Here is a 21,411-nt window from a genome sequence, read left to right as displayed (position 1 = left end):
ATAAAAGGCGTTGTGCATATCAATTTAATGATTCTCTATGATTAAAACAGCATTTATTGTCTATTTGAGCTATATTTAGAGTCAAATTGTATTTAGACAATTAATGTGATCGATATTATTCATGTTTTTAATTCATATTTTGAGTGTGCAAAAGGAGTGGATGATGATATTACCTCTTATCAATATGGGGCGTGCACGACGTTCGGTATCGAGGCAAGCAATATTACTAAAGGCAATATTATGGTTATTGCTGATTGTGATGTTAATTCCTATCGCTTCTTTTGCTGAAGAAACAGAAGGTCAGATTAAAAAGGTTTATATCTTACATACTAATGATACCCATGCGCGAGTGATTGGTGATGACGTTCCTGCTAAAGATGGGAAACCGCTTGATCATGGCTTAATCGGTTATGCTCGTTACAAAGGCGCGATTAATGCTTTTAAAGAGCGTTATCCTGAGCAAGTATTAATTTTGGATGCCGGTGATACCATTCATGGAACTAATTTTGCCACTTTATCGAAGGGGCAGAGTGTGATTCGTCTTTTAAATGAGATAGGTTTAGATGCGATGACGCTTGGCAATCATGAGTTTAATTATGGGCAAGAGGCTTTAAAAGCAGCTATTGCAGAAGCACAATTCCCTGTATTAGCGGCGAATGTCCTTAATAGTGAAGATCAACAGCCGGTATTTGAAAGTAGCACAATTTTAGAAGTCAATGGTTTAAAAATTGGGGTGATCGGTTTAGCGACACCTGAAACTAAGGTGAAATCATCCCCTAAAAATACCGAGGGTTTAGATTTTGTTAATCCTGCAATGATTGCTGCAAAAGAAGTTGAGGAATTGAAAGGGCAAAATGTTGATGTGATCGTTGTATTAAGTCATTTAGGAATGGATGATGAATCAGAAATTACCTCTTATTCAGTGCTTGATCAGGTAGCGGATATCGATCTTTTAATTGATGGTCATAGCCATACGCTGCTACCGAAAGGAGAGCGTTATAAAGATACAATGATTGCCTCAACAGGGAATTACCTTGAAAATATTGGGCTTGTAACTTTGACATTTACCAATGATCAATTAACTGATCTCACGGCAGAAACAATCGATTTTGTGCATGCAATGCAGTACCCGGTAGATGAGGAAATTAGTAATGCAATTGACGCCATTAATCAAGAGAATGCGCGTGTGACTGCAGTTGAGGTAGGCACATTACTCAATGATCTGAATGGCGAACGGGAAAATGTTCGAGGTAAAGAGACAGACTTGGGGCAGTTATTAGCAGATTCAATGCTTTGGGCAACAGATGCCGATATTGCATTGACTAACGGCGGGGGGATTCGAGCCTCTATTCCGGCGGGTAAGGTGACTTATGGTGATTTCTTAACGGTGTTCCCATTTGGCGGTTTAGTGACTGTCATTGAGGTGAGTGGTCAAGATATTCAGGATGCCTTAAATCATGGTGTGGATGCCTATCCGGCAGTTGCCGGTAAATTCCCGCAAGTGGCAGGTTTAACTTATCAACTTATCGCACCTAACGGGGATCAACTTGAAAAAGCGCATGTTACCAATATCATGATTCAAGGAAAGCCACTTGATCTTAATGCGACTTATCGTTTAGCAACCAATGATTTTATGGCCATTGGTGGAGATGGTTATGAGATGTTTAAAGGGAAGCCACAATTATTACTTCAAGGTTTAATGGTGGATATTTTGATTGATTATATCAAAACACAATTGATGAATGAGCAGGGTGAATTTCAATTTCAAATGGAAGCACCCAGATTAATCCTTGTAGAGTAGTTGCTGATGAGCTAGTGACTTTAAATTTGTAGAGTACTAAATAGAGCATTAATGCTATATCGTTATGAGTGAATGGTGGGATAAATTATCCCACTGAGAGAGAAAGGGATTGTAGAGAAAAAGAATACAATTCCTTTTTTATTATTCCATATCGCTAACAATATGATAGGCATCTATCTTTATGGGTACTATTGTCATCACCTTTATAGTTATCTTTATAGCCATCTTTTATTGGCGAAAAGAGTAATATTGAATTTATTGGTAATAAAAGCTACAATGTCGGCCTTTCAAACCTGATCATTCCTATGATTCTTTTTCGCTAGATTTAGCACTGTTGCGATGATTTAAGTTAGCTAGAATGCTTTAAATAGGGATTATTCAGATCGGTTAGATGTCCCTGCTACGATTTTCGTCTGATGTTAGCATTAACCACTATAGCTTCGATATGAGCTAATTACTAGATGCAGACGTTTCTCACCTCGTTTTTCGGTCACAATTACTTACAGGAGTATGTTTATGGCGCCACAACATGTTGCAAAACGCCCACAACACTTTGCCGAAGAAACCGTTGGTTCTTTGATGGACTTTGATTTTATCTGCGTTCCAGAGAGCTATACCGTAGGAGAAACTTTCAAATATCTGAGGAAGAATGTTCATGGTAAGGCCAATATTCACTATAGTTATGTGATTGATCCATTGGGTGTCTTAGTGGGCGTGCTCTCTTTGCGTCAATTATTAGGGGCGGAAGAAGATCAGGTTTTACAAGACATTATGTCACCGGCAACTTTACGTCTTGATTATGAATTAGACCAAGAGCAAGCAGCGAAAATCTTTCAAGATAGTGATCTTGTCACACTTCCTGTGGTTGATAGTAATGGCCGAATGATTGGGGTGCTCCATGTTGATGAGATGATGGATGTTATGCAGCAAGAAGCTACTGAAGATATTCATAAAATGGCTTCAATCTCGGTAGATGACGATGAAGAGGATAAGGGATTATTAGAATCTTCTTTTGGTTGGCTCTATAAAAAACGTATTGGTTGGCTCGTAATTCTTGTGTTTGTGAATCTCTTATCCGGTGCCGGAATTGCAAGTTATGAAGATCTTTTAGGAAAATATCTACATATCGTCTTCTTCCTACCACTTCTCATTGCAAGTGGTGGAAATGCAGGATCGCAATCGACAACGCTCGTGATTCGGGCAATGGCTGTCGGTGATGTGACGGTCAAAGATTGGTTTAAGGTAATTAGTAAAGAAGCGCTGGTCTCTTTTGCATTAGGTTTAACGATGGCAGTGGCGATCTCTTTAATTGGTTATTATCGAGGAAATGCTTATCATGTCGGTGCAGAAACAGCGATGATTGTTGCGATTGCGATGGTGGTGGTTGTGATGTTTGGAAGTTTACTAGGTGCAATTCTTCCTTTTGTTTTCCGTCTCTTCAAACTCGATCCTGCAACTGCGAGTACTCCATTGATTACTTCAATTTGTGATATTGCAGGTGTCTTTATCTATCTCGGTACTGCAAGCCTTTTTTTAGTGTTTGATTAGTCAATAATAGATAGGAAGTACCTATGAAGTATCAAAATTGGGTGAGTTGTTTTATGCGTTATTTCTCAAAACAGAATCTATCCGTAGCACTGTTAGGTTTCTCATCGGGATTGCCGATTTTAATGACACTTTCAACGCTCACCTATTGGCTCTCAACACTCAATATTGAGAAGGGGACTATTGGGCTTGCTTCTCTTTTGGGTTTACCTTATCTTCTGAAGTTCCTATGGGCACCTTTATTGGATATTTTTCATCTGCCTATATTAGGAAAATTAGGCAGAAGAAAAGGCTGGATTATCTTTTTTCAGATTCTCATTGCGTTGATCTTTGTAGTACTAGCTTGGATTGATCCTTTGGAAAGCCCTTATCTTTTAGGGTTTATGATCTTTCTGTTAGCGTTTGCTTCGGCAAGCCAAGATATTGTTGTAGATGCTTACCGTATCGATTATCTTGATAAAGAGAATCAAGCGTATGGAGCAAGTGGTTATCTCTTTATGTATCGTATTGCGATGCTCTTTATGGGGGCCGGCGTTCTGATGCTATCTGACAGTTATAGTTGGTCTTTTATTTTTCAGATGATTGCTATTTTAGTGGGGATTATTATTGTATTAACGTTGATGATCCCAGAACCAAAATCAGAAAAGGCAACAGAAATCGTTGCAATAGACAATGAGACTGCTTCGGAAGCCTTGCTGCGAGTTTTAAATCGATTTATCGAAGGGTTTGTCCACTTTTTTCAGCGGGAAAGAGCACCTTGGTTTCTATTATTGGTGGTATGTTACAAATTGCCGGATGCTGTTTCTGGAGTTATGGTCACCAACTTTTACTATGAATCAGGATTTACCGGCACTCAAATTGGATTAGTCACAAAAGTATATGGCTTAATCGCTACATTGGTGGGCGCATTTTTAGCAGGTACGATTATCAATCAATTAGGCCTCTATAAGAGCCTTATTATTTCGGCTATTCTGATTGGCATCACCAATTTAGGCTATCTTCTGATTATTATTTATCCCGGTAGTACGACAATGCTGACGGTTGCCATTAGTGCGGAGAATTTCATTTCAGGATTCTCAAGTGCGCTCTTTATTATGTTTTTAGGGCTACTTTGTGATCGAAATGCTTCAGCAACACAATATGCGCTATTAAGTGCTTTAGCGGCTTTCGGGCTCCGAATTTTAGGTGGTGCTTCAGGGTTTATGGTGGAAGGACTTGGATGGACTGATTTCTTTATTATGACGGCAGTATTATTTATCCCTAGTTTAATTTTGATTATCATGCTCCGATCTCAAATTCAGAGATTGAAAGCGCCAGAATAGAGCACTGAAATAGACAAAGCCTGCAATGAATGCAGGCTTTTTATATGATCGATATCTCTAAGGATATTCTTCTGTTTATTGAGCAATGGGAAGCGCACCTACAACAGGGCAGTGAACTATCCATAGTTTAGCATGCATTACTATTTCGTTGGATAAAATATTTGATCTCTTCAAACCAATTGAAGCCACCATTTTTGTACCAAACTTGTTCAGTATTATCGTCAATACGAATAATGGTATCCCACTCTTGATCTCTCATAAGGCAGTTACCAACAGATACTGCATTTCCATTTTTATCAATAGGTTGTTTCATATTAAATCTCCTAAATTTTTATTATTAATATGGTGATAGGAATAACTCATATTTTTGAGTTATGGCTTATTAAAATTATGATGATGCTACGAATGAACACAATCGTATTTTAATAGAGTTTTAAATTTTTAATATGTTATATAACTTAGTGTCTTTTCGACAATTTAACTAGAGGGCTAGATAACTTTATGAACTAAAGGATTCAGGTAAATTGATCCTGAACAATATATGCAATCTAGCGCAAACATTGCGACTTAATAAAAGTCAAATTACAGTTCAAATGTTAGAAAAAATTTTAAACGGATTTATTGTAGAGATCGTTACGATTGTTGTTAGTGTTATATAAAATTAAAGAAATAAAATGATCATCTACAATAAGGCATGCATATTTGCATTGAATTAGTGTAGCGCTATCTTACAGGAGATGCAACATTTTTATACTCAATCAAACAATGTTTCTATAATATTTTGATAACAATATATTGATAACAAAAAATATTATTAAAAATAGAATGGCATTCTATTGCATTGAAAGATACGTATCTAATTCATAAAAAAGTGGAATTAATATATTTTGCGAGAGTTTAATTTACTAGAGTTTAATCTAGTGTTTAATTGAAAATTGATATTTGTCTTATCTGATGACGGTTTTCTATTGTGGGAAGAGCCAAGTCGGAATGATATCTGTTATGATGAACGAGTGTTTTTATATCGATAAAACAACTAGGAGAATACTATGTTTCAAGCCCTCTACTTAGATCAGAATCCTGAATTTAGCTGTCAAATTGAAGCATTATCATTAGATACCTTAAAGGCGAATGCGCGTGAAAAAGGTGATGGCGATACGCTTGTGAAAATTTATTACTCAACGCTCAATTATAAAGATGCGTTAGCGGTCACCAATAAAGGCCGAATTGCGCGGCGTTTTCCGATGATCCCTGGAATTGATTTTGTTGGAGAAGTGGTCGAAACCACTCATACAGAGCTCAAAGTAGGTGATCTTGTCTTTATGAATGGGCTTGGATTAAGTGAAAATCATTTTGGCGGATTATCTGAATATGCTTTTGTGCCGGGCAGAGATCTATTACAGGTTCCTGAATCCTTTACCGCATTTGATGTGATGGCTTTAGGGACGGCGGGTTATACAGCAGGACTCTGTATAAATCGTTTACTTGAGCATGGAATCAAAGCTGATAATGGGGAAGTATTAGTTTCAGGTGCCACAGGTGGTGTTGGCATGGTAGCATTAATGTTACTCGGTAAATTAGGGTTTAAAACGGTCGCTTTAACTCGTAAAGCAGATGCTGAGCATTTTTTTGAGGCTTTAGGTGTCAGTAGAATTGAGCAAAATCCGGCTTTTTATGAGAAGGGAAAGGTATTACAGAAAGAGCAATATCAAGCCGCGGTTGATGTATTAGGTGGCCATCCTCTTGCGAATATTTTAGCGCAGACTCAATATAGTGGGATTGTCGCAGCGTGTGGTTTAGCTAGTGATATGGCGCTTCCTACAACTGTTGCACCGTTTATTTTACGAGACGTAACGCTTGCAGGTGTTGATAGTGTCATGGCTCCAAAGGAGAAGCGGGTAGAAGCTTGGGCGTTATTGAGTCGATTACTGACCTCAACAGATCTTCAGGATAAAGTAATAGAGATCCCGCTTTCTGAAGTGACTTCAGTAGCAGAAGCGATGATTTCAGGGACGATTAAAGGGCGCTTTGTAGTAAAAATTGCTTAACTGATTACCCGGCGCAATGTCATAAAATGTAACGTAATTTAACAAAGTCGCAGTCTTGACCCTTGATTGACTCTAGGATTAAGAAGGATGCTTTAGAGTATAGAAGGCGCGGTTGAAATAGATCAGCGCCTCTTTCTCTTCTGATGCGCGAATTTCAAAGAGTTCTAGGATGAAGAGTGTATGAGTACCAACCTCATAAGTTTCAATAATATGACCCTCAAGTTGTGCGAGAGCGCCTGTTAGCAAAGGTAACCCTAATTCCCCTTTTTCAAATGAGAAACGGGCAAAGCGGGCTTCCATAGAGACAGGATGCAAGCCACCAAAATATTCAGCTACGAGTTGTTGTTTAGCGCTTAAAATATTGACAGCCATTGTGCCATTTTCTTTAAAGATCGCATTCACCGCACTGTTGCGATTCACTGAGATCATCATCGTAGGCGGTGTATCGGTAATAGAAACCACTGCGGTTGCCGTTAATCCTGCGCGACCAGCAGATCCATCTGTCGTGATCACATTAACGCCGGCACCAAGTGTTGCCATCGCATCTCGAAAAAATTTTTTGACATCTTGATGTTGTGAATCCATACCCATTATTTTTTATTTCCCTATTGGCACTCTATGATTACTCAGTTGGATAGTCTATTTGCTAGGTTAATTGGCTAGGCTATTGAGTCAGTAATCTTCGTACTCTATTTTTATATTGTATTTTATATTTATTATAGTTAGCTCTATTGATTCTAGCGGTTAAATATCATTTTGCAAAAAATAATCACAGAGGACATTATTCTTTGAAAAGATCTATAGAATCAAAATTGAAAACTTAAAATCAATGGTGGGAATATGAAAAGATATTTCACAAATAGGGGGTGTTTGGGTAGAAAAGAGCCAATTTTTAGGACAATTGTTGGGTTATCAAGCGATACACGTCAGGGTAATTCTCTTTCCATTTATCATGACCTGCAATAATCTCAGTGCAATCGATGTTATGAATGCGAGGATGTTTACTGTCAATACGGTAGTAGCCTATTGCTTTACTCAATCCCGCATTTGCGATTTTGTAGCCATAGCGCAATGTATCATCATTTTTAGAGTAGCAATTGTAGATATTGCCGGTAATATGATCGGCAATTTTTTCCCAATCTTCTGTCTGATTTCCGACCGCACCGCCCAGTAGATAGAGGTTGTGGAGTTTCTTTTCGGGCTGTTGTAGAAGCGATTCTGCGGTATAGTAGATTACTCGGCAACCTAGGGAGTGCCCGACAAGTGAGTAGGAATCTTGAGTCTGTTGTAAAATTTCCCCGAGCATTTCGCCGGCATCTTCTGCTTTTTTCATAGAAACATGCCAAGGATTAGTCGCAAGGCCATAAGCAACCATCGTCCATGGTGTTCGTCGAAGAAGTGTCGTTGCAGCAGCGGAGGGTGCTACAAAGCTTTTGATAAAATCATTGATCTCTTTTGAATCCCACGTTAAGCCATAGAGTTCAACATTATCCGGAATATCATTGTAGGCCTCTAACCAATCTTCAAAGATTTTGGTTTTATTATTTAAAAAACCATTAATAAGAATCACTTTCTGAGCAGGAGAATCATCATCTACTTTAGGGGCTTTTTCAAGCTTTAATAGATCGAAATGTTGATCTTTTGCAAAATAATCCCCTAAAAAGAGCTCCCCTAATTTTTTGCCAAAATGGTGGTTTTCGGGTTGCTTTTTGAGTTTCTCTACAATCTCTGTTATTTCAGCAGTAGTTAATGTGTCTTGTGGGTATTTCTTCATTACGCGTCCTTTTTAGGGGAGAATCTAGTGAAAGGTTCCTCTATCAATCAGCCTGTTTGGGATATTCAAGTATTTGAGTATTCAATGCAAATACTAAAGTGATTATTGGGGAAGATGTTTTTGTCGGTAACGATCTACCCAAAGCGCAGTGCCTGCACAGACGGAAGCCGGCATAATAAAGAGATTTAAGATCGGCACCATAGTAGCAAGATAGACTAAGCCACCAAAAGGTATATTCGTAATACGATCTTGCTTGAGGCTCGTTAACATTACCGGAAAAGAGATCTTATGATTATCAAAGGCATAATCACAATATTGTAAGGTTAACATCCAAGCACCAAAGATAAACCAGAGAAATGGCGCTACCACGTTGATCACCGGCACAAAAGAGATAATAAGGATGAGTAAGGCGCGGGGGATATAATATTTGATACGTGTCCATTCCCGCTGAAGTGTTCTTGGAATATCTTTAATCACATCAGACCAAGGCATTGATTCTGCCAGTATACCACGAAGTTCAGCTTCTACTTTTTCTGCTAAAAAGCTATTGAAGGGGGCTGCGATTATATTGGCAAGCGCACTAAAGAAATAACCAAATATTAGAAGAATAGAGGCTAATACCATAGGCCACATGAGATATTTAAGCCACTGCAACCATGAGGGAAGGTGGGTTAAAAGATATTCAATCCAGCCGTCCACTTGTAAGTAGAGCCAAGAAAATGCGCCCCCTAAAATAATAATATTCACTAATATTGGCATAAAGACAAAGCGCTTCATTCCGGGGCGTATCATTAAGCGAAAACCTTCGAGAAAATATTGTAAGCCATTTTGGTTACTGCGTTGAGATGCATTGGCACGCATGGTAAGAGATCCTCATATTTTAATGATGCTCAATCAGATTGAACTACACTAAGCTGAATTACGATTAAAGTTAAATCAGATTAAGCAACTAGATTAAGCAACTAGATTAAGCAATTAAATTACACAATAATATAAACAACATTATTGCCATTATATAGTGCTAAAGAATGGATATTTCAAGTAATCATAAGTTATTGCTTGAAATATTCAGCGCGAACAATATTAACGACCGCGCTATAGTACGCGATTCAAATAATCTATTTAGCCGGGAAATCCCAAATTTCAAAGGTATAATCATATTGATTTCTCTCATCTTTATGATGTGCTTCCTTAAAAATCTCAGTAGCGCCGGTAAAATCAAACGGTGGCATTTGAGTATCACCCTCAATGTCAGCGTGAACATGGGTGAGATAGAGGCGATTCATTAAGGGGAGTGCGCTTTGATAGAGTTTTGCCCCCCCCATAATCATGATCTCTTTTGCATCTAAAATCTCTTCAGCATACTCAATAGCTGTTTCTAATGAGGTAAAGGTATGACAACCGGCAATCTCAGTGACCGTTCTTGAAACTACTAAGTTCTCTCTACCCGGTAGTGGCTTTCCAATCGATTCGTAAGTTTTGCGACCCATAATAATGGGCTTTCCGAGCGTACTCTGTTTAAAAAACTGCAAATCTTTAGGGAGATGCCATGGAAGGCTATTGTTATTGCCAATAGTGCCGTTATCGGCCATAGCAAGGATGAGAGAGATAATAGGTTTTGACATATTTGAATTCAATTTAGATTGTAAAGAGCTGAAGATTATAAATTAATTGTTTACTTTGAGAATAGTTTATCATGAATACATAGCGGAATGTTCTATGTCGCGAGTGAGTTGATTGACTTTAAACTGAATCTATCAGCCTAGGACTCGTGATAATATTAGATGAAAGGTTGAGTGTAAAAAGGATATCAGATTATGGATCATTAAAACTTCTCCCTTAATAAAATAGGGGAGAGTGTTATAATGACCTCCTACTTTTATGAATATGATGGATAAACAATGAGTAATCAAAAAGATTCCAACAAACCGGTACAAAGAAAAAATAATGCGATTTATGCCTTACCGAATCTCATTACTACAGCGTCGATGCTCTGTGGATTTTCTGCGATCTTAATGGCATTAGATGCTTACTATGGTGCTTATGGTGGTGCGGATATGCCACAAAGCTTTACTAAAGCCGCTATTTTAGTCTTTATTGCCATGATCTTTGATGGTTTAGATGGTCGTGTTGCACGTATGACCAATAGTGCGAGCGCTTTTGGAGAGCAGTATGATTCACTCTCAGATCTTATCTCTTTTGGGATTGCACCGGCGCTGATTATCTATCTTTGGGCGCTTAAAGAGAGCCATTTTAATATGATTGGGGGCTTATCTTGGGTGGTGGCTTATATCTATTTAGCTTGTGCTGCGCTTCGATTAGCACGCTTTAATGTCCAAATTGGCAAAGTGGATAAACGTTTCTTTGTCGGTATGCCAAGCCCAACAGCCGCCGCGATTGTGGTGGGGTTCGTTTGGTTTGGTGAGAATATCGGCCTTGATTCACCTTGGAAAGATTATATTGCGCTAGTATTGACGCTCTATAGTGGTTTGATGATGGTAACGAATATTAAATTCTTCAGCTTTAAAGATATTCGTTTCCAAAATCCGGTGCCTTTCTTTTATTGGGTACTGCTTGTGATCCTATTAGGAATTTTAGCGGTGTGTATTGTGCGTTTCCCCGGCCAAGCAATCTTCTTAATTCTATTGGCGTACGGTCTTTCAGGGCCTATCTATGCTGTAATGCGTTTCCGTAAACGCCGAGAATTACAGAGTCGCGTTAAAGATCGAGCAACTAGAAGAGCTCATCGAACAGCAAAATCGGCTACAGCTACTGATAGTGCTGAGATTAAAGAAACCGCGGTGGAGTTGACCGCTACTGATGAGCGTTCAACTCAAGAAGAGATAGCCTCACACTCAGAGACAACTTCACAAGATAAATAAAGTAGCCTGAATCACTCAGACTCGGAAGATCGGTAATTCTGTTGATAAAATAGAATTACCGATTTGTTATTTTATCCCTTTAAATATAATATTGAGGCTCAGTAGTGAGATCAATGAAAGAGATCAATGAAAGGATATGGGAATGGATACAAGGCAGGCCACTTACCTAAAACTCTTAGGCATACAAGCTTGGTGTAAACAGGAGGATTTGCCTCGTATTCGAGAATATCAAAAAGCGCAAGCAGGGCAATCTGTTAGCGCATCTGTCAGTGTCACATCGGTTAGGGAACACTCGGCGATTGCGGATCAGAGTACGCCCATTCCACCGCAAGCTGATCATTCCTCCAATCATGTAATGAATAGTGCTGAAACCGCAACAAGTCAGCGGAAGCAAGGATTTTTTAGTGATCAGCTATCGTCCATTATTGATGGGGAAAAAGGCCAACCTCGCCGGCAAGTGATCAATGAAGTGGAAACTAACGATCAAGGCACCACGACAAGAATATTAGAATCAAACGTACACAATATTCCACAGAATCATCAATCGGCGAAAGCTTTTAAAGCCGAGCCATTCGAGGCCACGTCATTTCAGGGCAAGTCATCTGATACTAAGTCATTCGAAGCTAAACCATTTGAATCTAAGCCATTTAGTAGTAATAAAGCGACTTCAATCTTTACATCTGATTTTCTACAATCGATTCGACAATGTACCGCTTGTGAATTCTCGCAAAGCCGGCAAAAAGCCACGCTTCCAAGACAGAATCAAAATGCAAAAGTAATGGTCATTACCGATATCCCTCTCAAAGAGGAGATGTATCAAGGCGTTGTGCTTGATCGGCAAGATGAATCATTCTTCTTTAAGGCATTGTCGGCGGTGGGATTACCACCGGAATCGCTCTATATTACCCCTTTTATTAAATGTCGTCCGCCGGAGCTGCGAGATGTGACGGCACAAGAGTGGCAAGCCTGCGTACCGATTTTGCAACAGGAAATAATCGGTTTAAATCCTGATTTCCTCTTTATATTAGGGCGGACATCGGTGAAGTTTCTGTTAGGGCAAGAGTTGCCTTTTGATCAGCTTCGAGGAGAGATTCATCAGGTGAATATGGCCGGGCGACAGTTCCCGGCGATCATCTCTCATTCGCCGAAAGTCTATGCGCATAATGCAAGATTAAAAGCAAACTTTTGGAAAGATGTTAAATTGCTACGACGATCTTTATCGGATTGATCAATAGCAGTGGATATCGGAAATAGATAATAATAAGCGACGAGCAGATTAGGGATAAAGGGGCATAGAGTAGTATGGCAAAGATTGAGATTGTGCCGGCAACATTAGCGGATTTAGACGCCATTTTAGAGATTGAGGCGCGCGCATATCCGGTTCCTTGGAATCGAGCGCAGATGGAAGATGTCTTTCATCAAAAGGTGATTCGTCAAAAACTACTCTATGATGGTGTTTTAATCGGTTATACCTTTGTTTCGATCATTTTAGATGAGGGGCATCTACTGCATATTACCGTTGATCCTAAGTATCAAGGTAAAGGGCTTGGGCATGTGTTGCTCGATTCAGTGCTTGCATTGGGGGAAACACATCAATTAGCGACGATTTTTTTGGAAGTAAGAGCAGGGAATACGCCGGCAAGAGCGCTGTATGAAAAGCGAGGCTTCAATCAGATCGGTTTGCGTAAAGGATATTATCCTTGCCTAATTAATGGCCGGGAAGATGCTATTGTGATGGCCTATACCTTAGCAACTGCTTTTGATTTTAAGTAGATTTGACATAGGTTTCAGGAGACTCTGAAATCATCCCCGAAAATCGCTATAATAGACTACTTTTATAATACTGTATCAATGGCACATCAATAACAGATCAACAACGAATCGTAGAGATTGCCAAGCGTCATTTTTGGCGTGAAGGTAGATTTTTAACGGATTGATTCGCTTATCTTACTTCACGATGTGAGTCATATTAGGATTGAAATAATGATAGAACTAGATTTAAAAGGACTCAATTGTCCGATGCCGATTCTAAAAACGAAACAGGCAATGAAGAATATGGTCAAAGGGGATCAATTACGAGTATTGGCGACAGATCCTCATTCAGAAATCGATTTTAAAGCGTATTTGGCGCGTACCGGGGATCATTTACTCGAATGTTTCGAGGCTGATGGTGTCTTTACGTTTCTAATTGAGAAAGCTTAGATAGTACTGTTTATTCCTTTCTATCTCACTATTTTTATCGATGTAAAACTAATAATCTCTTGGCAATACAATAACTGATACTGCTTACAACCTATACTGTTTATTTTATGAAAATTATCCGTAGAACGGCGCATCACTCTTATCAACGTCCCGAGCATTCGACACTGCTACAGCGCGTGCTAGCGAATCGTGCGATTACAGAGGATTCAGAATTAGATCTTTCGCTGAAAGGGCTCTATCCTTATCATTCGCTAAGTAATATTGAACCAGCAACACAATTAGTGGTAGAGGCCATTTTAACGGAGAAAGATATCCTTATTGTGGGGGATTATGATGTCGATGGTGCCACAAGTATCGCCCTTGCAATGCGTATTTTACGGGATTTTGGTGTTTATAATATCCGGTATATCGTTCCGCATCGTATTCTCGATGGTTATGGACTTTCTCGCTCTCTAGTACAAAAGATCCTCATCAATCCCCCCGATCTACTCATTACAGTGGATAATGGAATCTCTAACATTGATGGTGTCGCCTTAGCTCGTGAAAATGGAATTGATGTTGTCGTCACAGATCATCATTTACCGCCAGAAACATTGCCGAATGCCAATGCGATTGTGAATCCGAATTTGCCGGGTGATCAGTTTCCAAGTAAAGCACTAGCCGGCGTTGGCGTTATCTTTTATCTACTGTTAAGTGTACGGGCCAAACTGATTGAGGTGGGGTACTTCAAAGGGCAAGCACAAGGAACCATTCCAAATCTTGGGCGCTATCTTGATATTGTGGCGCTTGGTACTGTTGCCGATTTGGTGCCATTAGATGGCAATAATCGCAGGATGGCGCAACAGGGTTTACTGCGAATGCGGCAAGGAATGATGATTCCCGGCATTGCGGCCTTAATTGAAGTGTCACAGCGTAATCGAGAGAAGCTTTCGACGAGCGACATTGGATTTAGTATTGCCCCCTTACTCAATGCCGCAGGTCGCTTAGATGATATGCAAGTGGGAATAGAGCTGCTATTGACCGATCAATATGAAGAAGCTTTTGCGATTGCACAGCAGCTCTATGCGCTCAATGAAGAGCGGAAAATGATCGAGCGGGGGATGCGCGCGGAAGCGAATGATGCCCTTGAAAAAGTGCAGTTAAAACGGGATGAAGTGCCGCTCGCAATCTGCCTTTATAACGAGTTATGGCATCAAGGGATTACTGGTATTGTCGCTTCTCGAATCAAAGAGCAATATTACCGCCCCACCTTTATCTTTGCTTATGATAATGAAGGGCTGCTCAAAGGCTCTGGTCGCTCGATTCAGGGCATTCATCTTCGGGATGTGATTAGTAATGTTGCACGTGATAATCCCGGTATTATCAATACCTTTGGTGGGCATGCAATGGCAGCCGGGCTCTCGATTTATGAGGAGTATCTGCCACAATTTACCGAAGCTATTAATGTTGAGATGGCGAAATCTTTAGAGGCTTTAGAATCCGCCGATGAGATCTTAAGTCAAAAGATCTATACAGATGGAGCACTTGCGCTAGAAGAGTATCGATTAGATCTGGTGGATGAGATGAAGCTTGCTTATCCTTGGGGGCAACAATTTCCTGAGCCACTATTTGATGATCGTTTTGAAGTGGTGGATTACCGTATTTTAAAAGATCTGCATCTGAAGTTTACCTTACGAAAACCCGGCACTCACACGCTCTTTGAGGCGCTTGCTTTCTTTCAAGCACATCAGATTGTTGATAATGTGACAGAAATTCACTGCGCCTTTAAGTTAGATATTAATGAATGGCGCGGAGAGCGTAAATTGCAGTTGTTAATCGATTATTTTGAAGCTGTATAATTGTTGCTGATTCTTTTTATGAATGTCATATATAGTAAATTGGGTTTAAGAAAACTGATTTTAAACAGCACTTGCAAGATGCCGGATAGAATAGCTTCCTTACTGATTACAGCCGATGCGCCGGCATTGAAATAAGCTTATTTTGAACCGTTGTTACTATAAATCTGAATAACAAATTTAATAGCAAAGCTGAATAGTCATAGAACTCGTTAGACATTTGATGTAAATCTTATCAAATAGATAAATATGGTTAATATTTGCGCATAATCGTACGTTATCTCATTTAAGATCGTGATAATCTGTCTGATATCTGTTTTTAAAGGAGAATGTAGCTCAAGTAATCGATATACAGAAAATGGATAAGAGATTACTTGAGTGAATGTTAGGGCAAATATGATGAATAAAATAACAACTGAAGATAAGGCCTTTTTTGGCCATCCGCGACCATTAAGTTCGCTCTTTTTCACCGAGATGTGGGAGCGCTTCTCATTCTATGGTATTCGACCGCTACTGATTCTCTTTATGGTGGCGACGGTGAATCAAAATGGTTTAGGCATTGATGCGGTTACCGCTTCTGCGATTGTCGGAATTTTTGGTGGTGCAATCTATCTTGCAGCGCTTCCCGGTGGCTGGGTTGCTGATAATTGGTTGGGGCAGGAGCGAAGCGTTTGGTATGGTTCCTTAATTATCGCACTCGGTCATCTCTCTATTGCACTATCCGCTTGGTTATCGGTGCACTTTTTTTATCTTGGTCTGATCTTTATCGTCATCGGCTCAGGACTCTTTAAAACCTGTATTTCCGTCATAGTCGGAATGCTCTATAAAGAGGGAGATCCACGTCGAGATAGTGGTTTCTCAATCTTCTATATGGGAATTAATTTAGGCGCTTTTATTTCGCCGATTATTGGCGGGATTTTGAATGAATCTTATGGCTGGCATGCCGGCTTTGCAGTGGGCGGTATTGGGATGTTAATTGCCTTACTGATCTTCCGCTTAAAGGCGATGCCAGATATGCGTCGCTTTGCGAAGATTGAGGGGATTGAACCCACGTGGCAAACACCGAGCACAATTTCGCCATTGACTAAACGAATTGGATTAGGCTCAATTGCGCTTATTGCAGTGCTCTTTATCTTGATTAGTGTCGGCGTTATTCCCTTCTCACCGGTTGCTGTAGTGAACTATACGACAATTATTATTGCGATTACGGTAGGGGCTTATTTCTTAGGACTCTTTTTCTTTGCGAAACTCAATAAGCAAGAGCGTTTTCAATTGATTATCTGTTTGATTCTCTTTGTGGCAGCCGCATTCTTCTGGTCAGCCTTTGAACAGCAACCCACCTCAATGAATCTCTTTGTAGATAGCTATACAGATCGTACCGTTTGGGGTTTTCAAATTCCAACGGCTTGGTTCCAATCGATTAACTCAATCTTTATTATTATCTTCGCACCGCTTTTTGCTGCACTTTGGATGGCGATGAGTAAACGTAATATTGAACCAAGTAGTATGACGAAGTTTGCATTTGGGCTCTTCTTTGCGGCGGTTGCTTTTATCTGCCTCTATCTTGCAAGTAATATCGTTGTAGGTGAGGGTTCTAGATTAGCATCCCCAATGTGGATGGTTGCTTGTATGCTCTTTTTAACCTTTGGTGAGCTCTGCTTAAGTCCTGTCGGACTCTCGATTATGACGAAAATTGCCCCCAAAATGATTCGTGGGCAGATTATGGGATTATGGTTCGCCTCTGTTTCCCTGGGAAATCTAGTAGCCTCAAAAGTCGGGGGGAATGTGCAAGCAGAAACTATTGGCGATTTACCTAACATCTTTATGACGATCATTATTGCGTTAGCCGTTGTTGGTGTTTTACTGCTCTTCATTAATTTAGTCGTTCGCCGTTATGTGAAAAATGTTTAGAATTGAATAGGCTATTATTATAGATTTTCAAAGATAATACCTTATTAAGCGCTCGATCTTTGGGTCGGGCGTTTTTTATGGTCAATTCCCACAAAGTTCCCTCTTGACCTAAGCTTTAGATAACTGAAGTTTAGAAGCGCATCATAGTCGTGAGAGGGGAAAGCGATGATCAGAGATAAAATTAAAAAATTTGAATTATTAGGGAACAGAGCACCACATTTTTCAGCAATAACTGTGGAATTTAGACGGTTATTAGTGGCGCTAATCTATAGCGTAATATTATCGATTATCGGCATATTGTCGGCATTTTCAGATACTTTAATGCCACTACAACACGGCGTTGCATTGAATGATGCTAAATGGTCGACACTACCGATAGAATCTTACTATGTCAGTGAAAAGCTCGATGGCGTTAGAGGTTATTGGACGGGGAAAGAGATGCTTTCAAGGCAAGGATATCCGATTACTGTACCTGAGTGGTTTACCCAGAATTTAGGAGACAAACCTTTAGATGGGGAAATTTGGCTTGGAAGAGAGACTTTTGAAACGCTGTCAGGATTAATTGCGCGTGAAGATGTGGCAGATCCTTTATGGCAGTCAGTCACTTATCAGATCTTTGATATGCCGGCGGAGAAAGGCACCTTTAAAGAGCGGGTATCAGTGATGAAAGCACATATTGCCTCCCTACAACCTCAAAATCCTCATCTGAAAATGATTCCACAAGAGAAATTCAGTTCAAAGGAAGCGCTTGAGACCCATCTACAGGCCATAGCAAAAACCGGTGGCGAAGGGTTAATGTTGCATCATCAAGATGCTTATTACCAACCGTATAATCGCACGAATGCATTGATTAAACTCAAAGTCATTGATGAAGGTTGTGCGTTGGTTCGGGGTTACTCTCCGGGGAAAGGGAAATATCAGGGAATGGTGGGTTCATTACGGGTAGAAACCATCATTGATGGCGAAAAGCGTTACTTTAAAGTAGGTTCAGGATTAACGGATCTGATGCGAAAAGATCCACCTGAAATAGGGCAGGCAATTATCTATCGCCATAATGATTTTACGAAAAATGGCATTCCCCGTTTCCCTCGTTTTAAAACGGTTCACGTAGAGGAGAATTGCGATGGTTATTGGGCAAAAGAGGGTATTGATGGATTAATGACTGAGAACAGCTAGGATCTATAGCCTGATTTAGCTTTCTATGATATAAATCTGCTTACTAATGAATGGATCAACCTACTGTTCATTAATGCATTGTGAGAGGGTTGTTGCTATAATAATCAGGATTTATTGTAACAATAATCTGATAAAAGGATTTCAATATGAAAAAATTAGCAGTGGTGAGCCTTGCGCTCTTGACATTAGCAGGTTGTACTAACTCAAGCCTCTATTCAGGCGATGTATATACCGGCAATCAAGCAAAAACGGTACAAGCAGTCTCGTATGGTACGGTAGTAGGAGTCCGTCCTGTAACGATCCAAGCAGATGATTCATCGCCATTAGGCACGATTTCGGGTGCTGTATTAGGTGGCGTTGTCGGTAATGCTTTTGGTGGCGGACGTGGACGTAATATTACAACAGCTGTAGGTGCGATTGCCGGTGGTCTTGCTGGTGATAAAATTGGTCAAGAAGCGAGTAAAGTCAATGGTGTACAGTTAGATATCAAAACAGACAGTGGTCAAACCATTGCTGTGGTTCAAAAACAAGATGCCAATGTGATTTTCTCTCCGGGTCAACGTGTTCGTATGACAGGCAGTGGTCGTAATATTAACGTATCACCGCTTTAATGCGCTCGAATCATTGATTCGATCATCATTGATTCTGGCATAGTCGCTCAATCATTTAAATGATTGGATGATCGTTCAAGATCGATTCTATCGATTATAAAAAGAGACCCTTTTAGTTGAACTAAAAGGGTTTTGTTACATTTCAATAATGCTTATTTTATATTGATCTTACTATTTGAAGAAGTTAAGTGTTCCAATTTGGAAGACTTCCACTAATAGATGAGAAACAATTGCGACCAAACCATAAATGATAATGATATAAGGCATTACTTTTCCACCAAAAGCTTGGAATTTTAGAGGCGTATTCGGATTGCGTTTACGATAGCTGATGACCATTGCGGCCGGGACAATCACAGACCAGATTGCCGCAAAAAGGCCGGCAAAACCGATGGCTAAGACAAAACCATTTGGGAAGATCATCCCCAAAATAGTTGGGGGAAGGAATGTGATTAAGGCGGTAATTAAGCGACCTTTCGGCGTATCATCGATTTTGAAAAGATCGGCAATATAGTCAAATAATCCTAATCCTGCACCTAAGAATGAGGTTACAACTGCGAAAAAGGCAAAGAAGCGAAGAGAGAGATCTGCAAATTCAGAGGCATTGACTTGATTCAATAGCCAAGCAACTTCATCACTGCCCACTGTTAAGAAACTAGCACGATCGATGCTTCCCATAATGGCCGTCATCCAACAGAGATAGAATACGAAGGTAATAATCATTCCCCAAAGAATCGCTTTGCGAATTTTGCTACCCTCAATTCCATAATATTTCACAAAGCTTGGAACACTTGCGTGAAAGCAGAATGAAGTAAGGAAGAAAGGAAGGCTTGCAAATGCATAGAGTGCAAATTTACTTTCGCCGGTAGGTTCTAACAGATAAGGGATCTCTATCTGCCCTAATAATCCTGTGACCGCCGCAAAAAGCGTGATAAACATCCCGATCATTAAGATAGTTGAAAGGCGATCCACCGCTTTGGTACTCCACCAAACAATCGCGGTAAAGAGTAGGGCAAAGATAAAGGATGATTGGTAGCGAGGAAGCGGAATATTGAAGTTATTCATTAGGGTATCGCTAATCACTGATCCAGAACCAACTACATAAGCATAAAGCAGAATATAGAGTACAAAGGCGACAGAAAAGCCATTAATTAAGCGCCAAACATTACCGAGATTATCTTTGACTAAGGTATCGAAGCTTGCGCCGGGATTATAGTTGAGATTGACTTCGAGGATCTGTTCGGCAGTCACATACATAAAAAAGACAGTCATAATCATAATGAGCACTGTCCAACCATACCACATACCTGCTGAGGCAATCGGTAAACTGAGCATACCTGCACCGATCATTGTGCCGGCGGCAATCATAGCACCACCAAGGACGGTGGGGGATTTATCTACTTTTATCATAATCTTTCTTCTACTGTTTATTGCGCTACTATTCAATAGCGAGGGTCTTTTTAATTACTGCTACTCTTTAATGAGAGATGTATCGGTCTATGCTGATCTATCGAGATCTATTGTATTTGAATTTGTCTTTCATTATCTAAAAGTCTTTTCTGATCTAAATAGGTCGATCATAGTTGATTTACTATAATAGATTCTCAAGAAAAATAAGATATTCGCATAAGAATCAATCAGTAAACAGAATGTTTTATGGGACTAATATTGCTTGCTTTTCCAATAAAGAAGCAAACTATCGTAAATAGTAGCACGTTCAAAATGGGCTGCAATCAATAAAACAGAAGACAGATCAATGAAAGTTCAACAAAGGATTTAAAAGTTTATACAGTACATTTACTATGATTCTTATCTACCTTCATTTAACTTAGCTTGGAAATCCTATAGGAAATGTTTATATTGAATAATTTACTCGAACCATAAAGAGAGAAATTACTATCGAATTATCTGTGTAAAACCATAAATGATGCACAAATGAACCCCATAAAATGGTTGTAGGATTATAGTAGCGAAGGGCCATATTGAGTTATTTGATGATGACGGGCTATTTTTATCTATGCCTTAAAAATCCTCTATTTTTAAATGGAATTAAATAAGGGGGAAGATGATATTACTTTTAGTTAATATTAAAAAGGAGAGAGTTACATAAGCGCTTTATTAAAAAAGGAAGTTATCAGTAATGAGATAAGATATTCATCAAACACGCTTTACAACTTATGGTTTATCTGCTGGGAGAATTGTTCCCGAGTTTTAACCATTATTTTTTGCTCTTTAAAAATTTGAATATAATTCAATAGGTTATAAAAAAAGGAAAAATCATTGGTATTTTAGGGTAAAATGATCCTT

18 protein-coding genes are annotated in these 21,411 nt (G+C 39.5%); 12 read left to right on the top strand and 6 right to left on the bottom strand.

Annotation, left to right across the window (positions count from 1 at the left end):
- Positions 1–160: 160 nt before the first annotated feature.
- From WMO13_RS05935 to WMO13_RS05925, 3 genes are all read left to right on the top strand, one after another.
- On the top strand, positions 161–1,801 hold the full coding sequence (locus WMO13_RS05935; RefSeq protein WP_169727762.1) for a bifunctional metallophosphatase/5'-nucleotidase: 1,641 nt from the start codon (positions 161–163) through the stop codon (positions 1,799–1,801).
- A gap of 516 nt (positions 1,802–2,317) precedes the next feature.
- A complete protein-coding gene (gene mgtE / locus WMO13_RS05930; protein WP_051396156.1) occupies positions 2,318–3,349 on the top strand; it encodes a magnesium transporter in 1,032 nt (343 codons plus the stop codon).
- A gap of 23 nt (positions 3,350–3,372) precedes the next feature.
- Positions 3,373–4,668, top strand: a complete 1,296-nt coding sequence (locus WMO13_RS05925; RefSeq protein WP_245601149.1) for an AmpG family muropeptide MFS transporter — start codon at positions 3,373–3,375, stop codon at positions 4,666–4,668.
- A 127-nt stretch (positions 4,669–4,795) separates the two neighbouring features.
- On the opposite strand, the gene WMO13_RS05920 is transcribed toward WMO13_RS05925, so the two are convergent.
- Positions 4,796–4,981 (bottom strand): hypothetical protein, encoded by a 186-nt coding sequence (locus WMO13_RS05920; RefSeq protein WP_026878636.1) that lies wholly within the window; start codon positions 4,979–4,981, stop codon positions 4,796–4,798.
- Positions 4,982–5,717: 736 nt separating this feature from the next.
- Between WMO13_RS05920 and WMO13_RS05915 the strand changes: the two genes are divergently transcribed.
- Positions 5,718–6,716: an MDR family oxidoreductase gene (locus WMO13_RS05915; RefSeq protein WP_026878635.1), complete on the top strand. Its 999-nt coding sequence runs from the start codon at positions 5,718–5,720 to the stop codon at positions 6,714–6,716.
- Positions 6,717–6,794: 78 nt separating this feature from the next.
- Here WMO13_RS05915 and WMO13_RS05910 read toward each other — a convergent pair whose 3' ends face one another.
- The 4 genes from WMO13_RS05910 to folA all read right to left on the bottom strand — a co-directional run bounded on the left by WMO13_RS05910 (position 6,795) and on the right by folA (position 10,115).
- Entirely contained in the window at positions 6,795–7,307 is a 513-nt protein-coding gene (locus tag WMO13_RS05910; protein ID WP_026878634.1) for a flavin reductase, read from the bottom strand.
- Positions 7,308–7,608: 301 nt separating this feature from the next.
- A complete protein-coding gene (locus tag WMO13_RS05905) occupies positions 7,609–8,490 on the bottom strand; it encodes a DUF726 domain-containing protein (RefSeq protein ID WP_051396155.1) in 882 nt (293 codons plus the stop codon).
- A gap of 102 nt (positions 8,491–8,592) precedes the next feature.
- Entirely contained in the window at positions 8,593–9,351 is a 759-nt protein-coding gene (gene cysZ, locus WMO13_RS05900) for a sulfate transporter CysZ (RefSeq protein WP_026878633.1), read from the bottom strand.
- Positions 9,352–9,608: 257 nt separating this feature from the next.
- Positions 9,609–10,115 carry a type 3 dihydrofolate reductase gene (gene folA / locus WMO13_RS05895; RefSeq protein WP_026878632.1) on the bottom strand — a complete coding sequence of 169 codons (507 nt, stop codon included), beginning with the start codon at positions 10,113–10,115 and terminating at the stop codon, positions 9,609–9,611.
- A gap of 276 nt (positions 10,116–10,391) precedes the next feature.
- On the opposite strand from folA, the gene pssA reads away from it, so the two are divergent.
- From pssA to WMO13_RS05855, 8 genes are all read left to right on the top strand, one after another.
- Complete coding sequence (gene pssA / locus WMO13_RS05890) at positions 10,392–11,372, top strand: CDP-diacylglycerol--serine O-phosphatidyltransferase (RefSeq protein WP_051396154.1); 981 nt, start codon at positions 10,392–10,394, stop codon at positions 11,370–11,372.
- Between the two features lie 142 nt (positions 11,373–11,514).
- Positions 11,515–12,600 (top strand): uracil-DNA glycosylase, encoded by a 1,086-nt coding sequence (locus tag WMO13_RS05885; RefSeq protein WP_026878631.1) that lies wholly within the window; start codon positions 11,515–11,517, stop codon positions 12,598–12,600.
- Positions 12,601–12,674: 74 nt separating this feature from the next.
- The gene (rimI, locus tag WMO13_RS05880; RefSeq protein WP_026878630.1) at positions 12,675–13,145 is read left to right on the top strand and encodes a ribosomal protein S18-alanine N-acetyltransferase; all 471 of its coding nucleotides are present in this window, start codon (positions 12,675–12,677) and stop codon (positions 13,143–13,145) included.
- A gap of 201 nt (positions 13,146–13,346) precedes the next feature.
- Positions 13,347–13,574, top strand: coding sequence for a sulfurtransferase TusA family protein (locus WMO13_RS05875; protein WP_026878629.1), 228 nt, complete (start codon positions 13,347–13,349; stop codon positions 13,572–13,574).
- A gap of 107 nt (positions 13,575–13,681) precedes the next feature.
- On the top strand, positions 13,682–15,412 hold the full coding sequence (gene recJ, locus WMO13_RS05870) for a single-stranded-DNA-specific exonuclease RecJ (RefSeq protein WP_034855476.1): 1,731 nt from the start codon (positions 13,682–13,684) through the stop codon (positions 15,410–15,412).
- Between the two features lie 396 nt (positions 15,413–15,808).
- A complete protein-coding gene (locus WMO13_RS05865) occupies positions 15,809–17,320 on the top strand; it encodes a peptide MFS transporter (RefSeq protein WP_034855495.1) in 1,512 nt (503 codons plus the stop codon).
- A gap of 165 nt (positions 17,321–17,485) precedes the next feature.
- Positions 17,486–18,496: a DNA ligase gene (locus WMO13_RS05860; RefSeq protein WP_051396153.1), complete on the top strand. Its 1,011-nt coding sequence runs from the start codon at positions 17,486–17,488 to the stop codon at positions 18,494–18,496.
- A 146-nt stretch (positions 18,497–18,642) separates the two neighbouring features.
- The gene (locus WMO13_RS05855; protein WP_026878627.1) at positions 18,643–19,107 is read left to right on the top strand and encodes a glycine zipper 2TM domain-containing protein; all 465 of its coding nucleotides are present in this window, start codon (positions 18,643–18,645) and stop codon (positions 19,105–19,107) included.
- A gap of 171 nt (positions 19,108–19,278) precedes the next feature.
- On the opposite strand, the gene WMO13_RS05850 is transcribed toward WMO13_RS05855, so the two are convergent.
- Positions 19,279–20,514: an amino acid permease gene (locus tag WMO13_RS05850; protein WP_026878626.1), complete on the bottom strand. Its 1,236-nt coding sequence runs from the start codon at positions 20,512–20,514 to the stop codon at positions 19,279–19,281.
- Between the last annotated feature and the right edge of the window lie 897 nt (positions 20,515–21,411).

This window comes from Ignatzschineria larvae DSM 13226, from assembly GCF_038500265.1.
Classification (GTDB): domain Bacteria; phylum Pseudomonadota; class Gammaproteobacteria; order Cardiobacteriales; family Wohlfahrtiimonadaceae; genus Ignatzschineria; species Ignatzschineria larvae.
This window is presented reverse-complemented; position numbering and strand designations above follow the sequence as displayed.

Bases quoted from the DNA above. Each gene is read 5' to 3' on its own strand.
- WMO13_RS05935 (WP_169727762.1), top strand. From the start codon at position 161: ATGATGATATTACCTCTTATCAATATGGGGCGTGCACGACGTTCGGTA.
- mgtE (WP_051396156.1), top strand. From the start codon at position 2,318: ATGGCGCCACAACATGTTGCAAAACGCCCACAACACTTTGCCGAAGAA.
- WMO13_RS05925 (WP_245601149.1), top strand. From the start codon at position 3,373: ATGAAGTATCAAAATTGGGTGAGTTGTTTTATGCGTTATTTCTCAAAA.
- WMO13_RS05920 (WP_026878636.1), bottom strand. From the start codon at position 4,981: ATGAAACAACCTATTGATAAAAATGGAAATGCAGTATCTGTTGGTAAC.
- WMO13_RS05915 (WP_026878635.1), top strand. From the start codon at position 5,718: ATGTTTCAAGCCCTCTACTTAGATCAGAATCCTGAATTTAGCTGTCAA.
- WMO13_RS05910 (WP_026878634.1), bottom strand. From the start codon at position 7,307: ATGGGTATGGATTCACAACATCAAGATGTCAAAAAATTTTTTCGAGAT.
- WMO13_RS05905 (WP_051396155.1), bottom strand. From the start codon at position 8,490: ATGAAGAAATACCCACAAGACACATTAACTACTGCTGAAATAACAGAG.
- cysZ (WP_026878633.1), bottom strand. From the start codon at position 9,351: ATGCGTGCCAATGCATCTCAACGCAGTAACCAAAATGGCTTACAATAT.
- folA (WP_026878632.1), bottom strand. From the start codon at position 10,115: ATGTCAAAACCTATTATCTCTCTCATCCTTGCTATGGCCGATAACGGC.
- pssA (WP_051396154.1), top strand. From the start codon at position 10,392: ATGAGTAATCAAAAAGATTCCAACAAACCGGTACAAAGAAAAAATAAT.
- WMO13_RS05885 (WP_026878631.1), top strand. From the start codon at position 11,515: ATGGATACAAGGCAGGCCACTTACCTAAAACTCTTAGGCATACAAGCT.
- rimI (WP_026878630.1), top strand. From the start codon at position 12,675: ATGGCAAAGATTGAGATTGTGCCGGCAACATTAGCGGATTTAGACGCC.
- recJ (WP_034855476.1), top strand. From the start codon at position 13,682: ATGAAAATTATCCGTAGAACGGCGCATCACTCTTATCAACGTCCCGAG.
- WMO13_RS05865 (WP_034855495.1), top strand. From the start codon at position 15,809: ATGAATAAAATAACAACTGAAGATAAGGCCTTTTTTGGCCATCCGCGA.
- WMO13_RS05860 (WP_051396153.1), top strand. From the start codon at position 17,486: ATGATCAGAGATAAAATTAAAAAATTTGAATTATTAGGGAACAGAGCA.
- WMO13_RS05855 (WP_026878627.1), top strand. From the start codon at position 18,643: ATGAAAAAATTAGCAGTGGTGAGCCTTGCGCTCTTGACATTAGCAGGT.
- WMO13_RS05850 (WP_026878626.1), bottom strand. From the start codon at position 20,514: ATGATAAAAGTAGATAAATCCCCCACCGTCCTTGGTGGTGCTATGATT.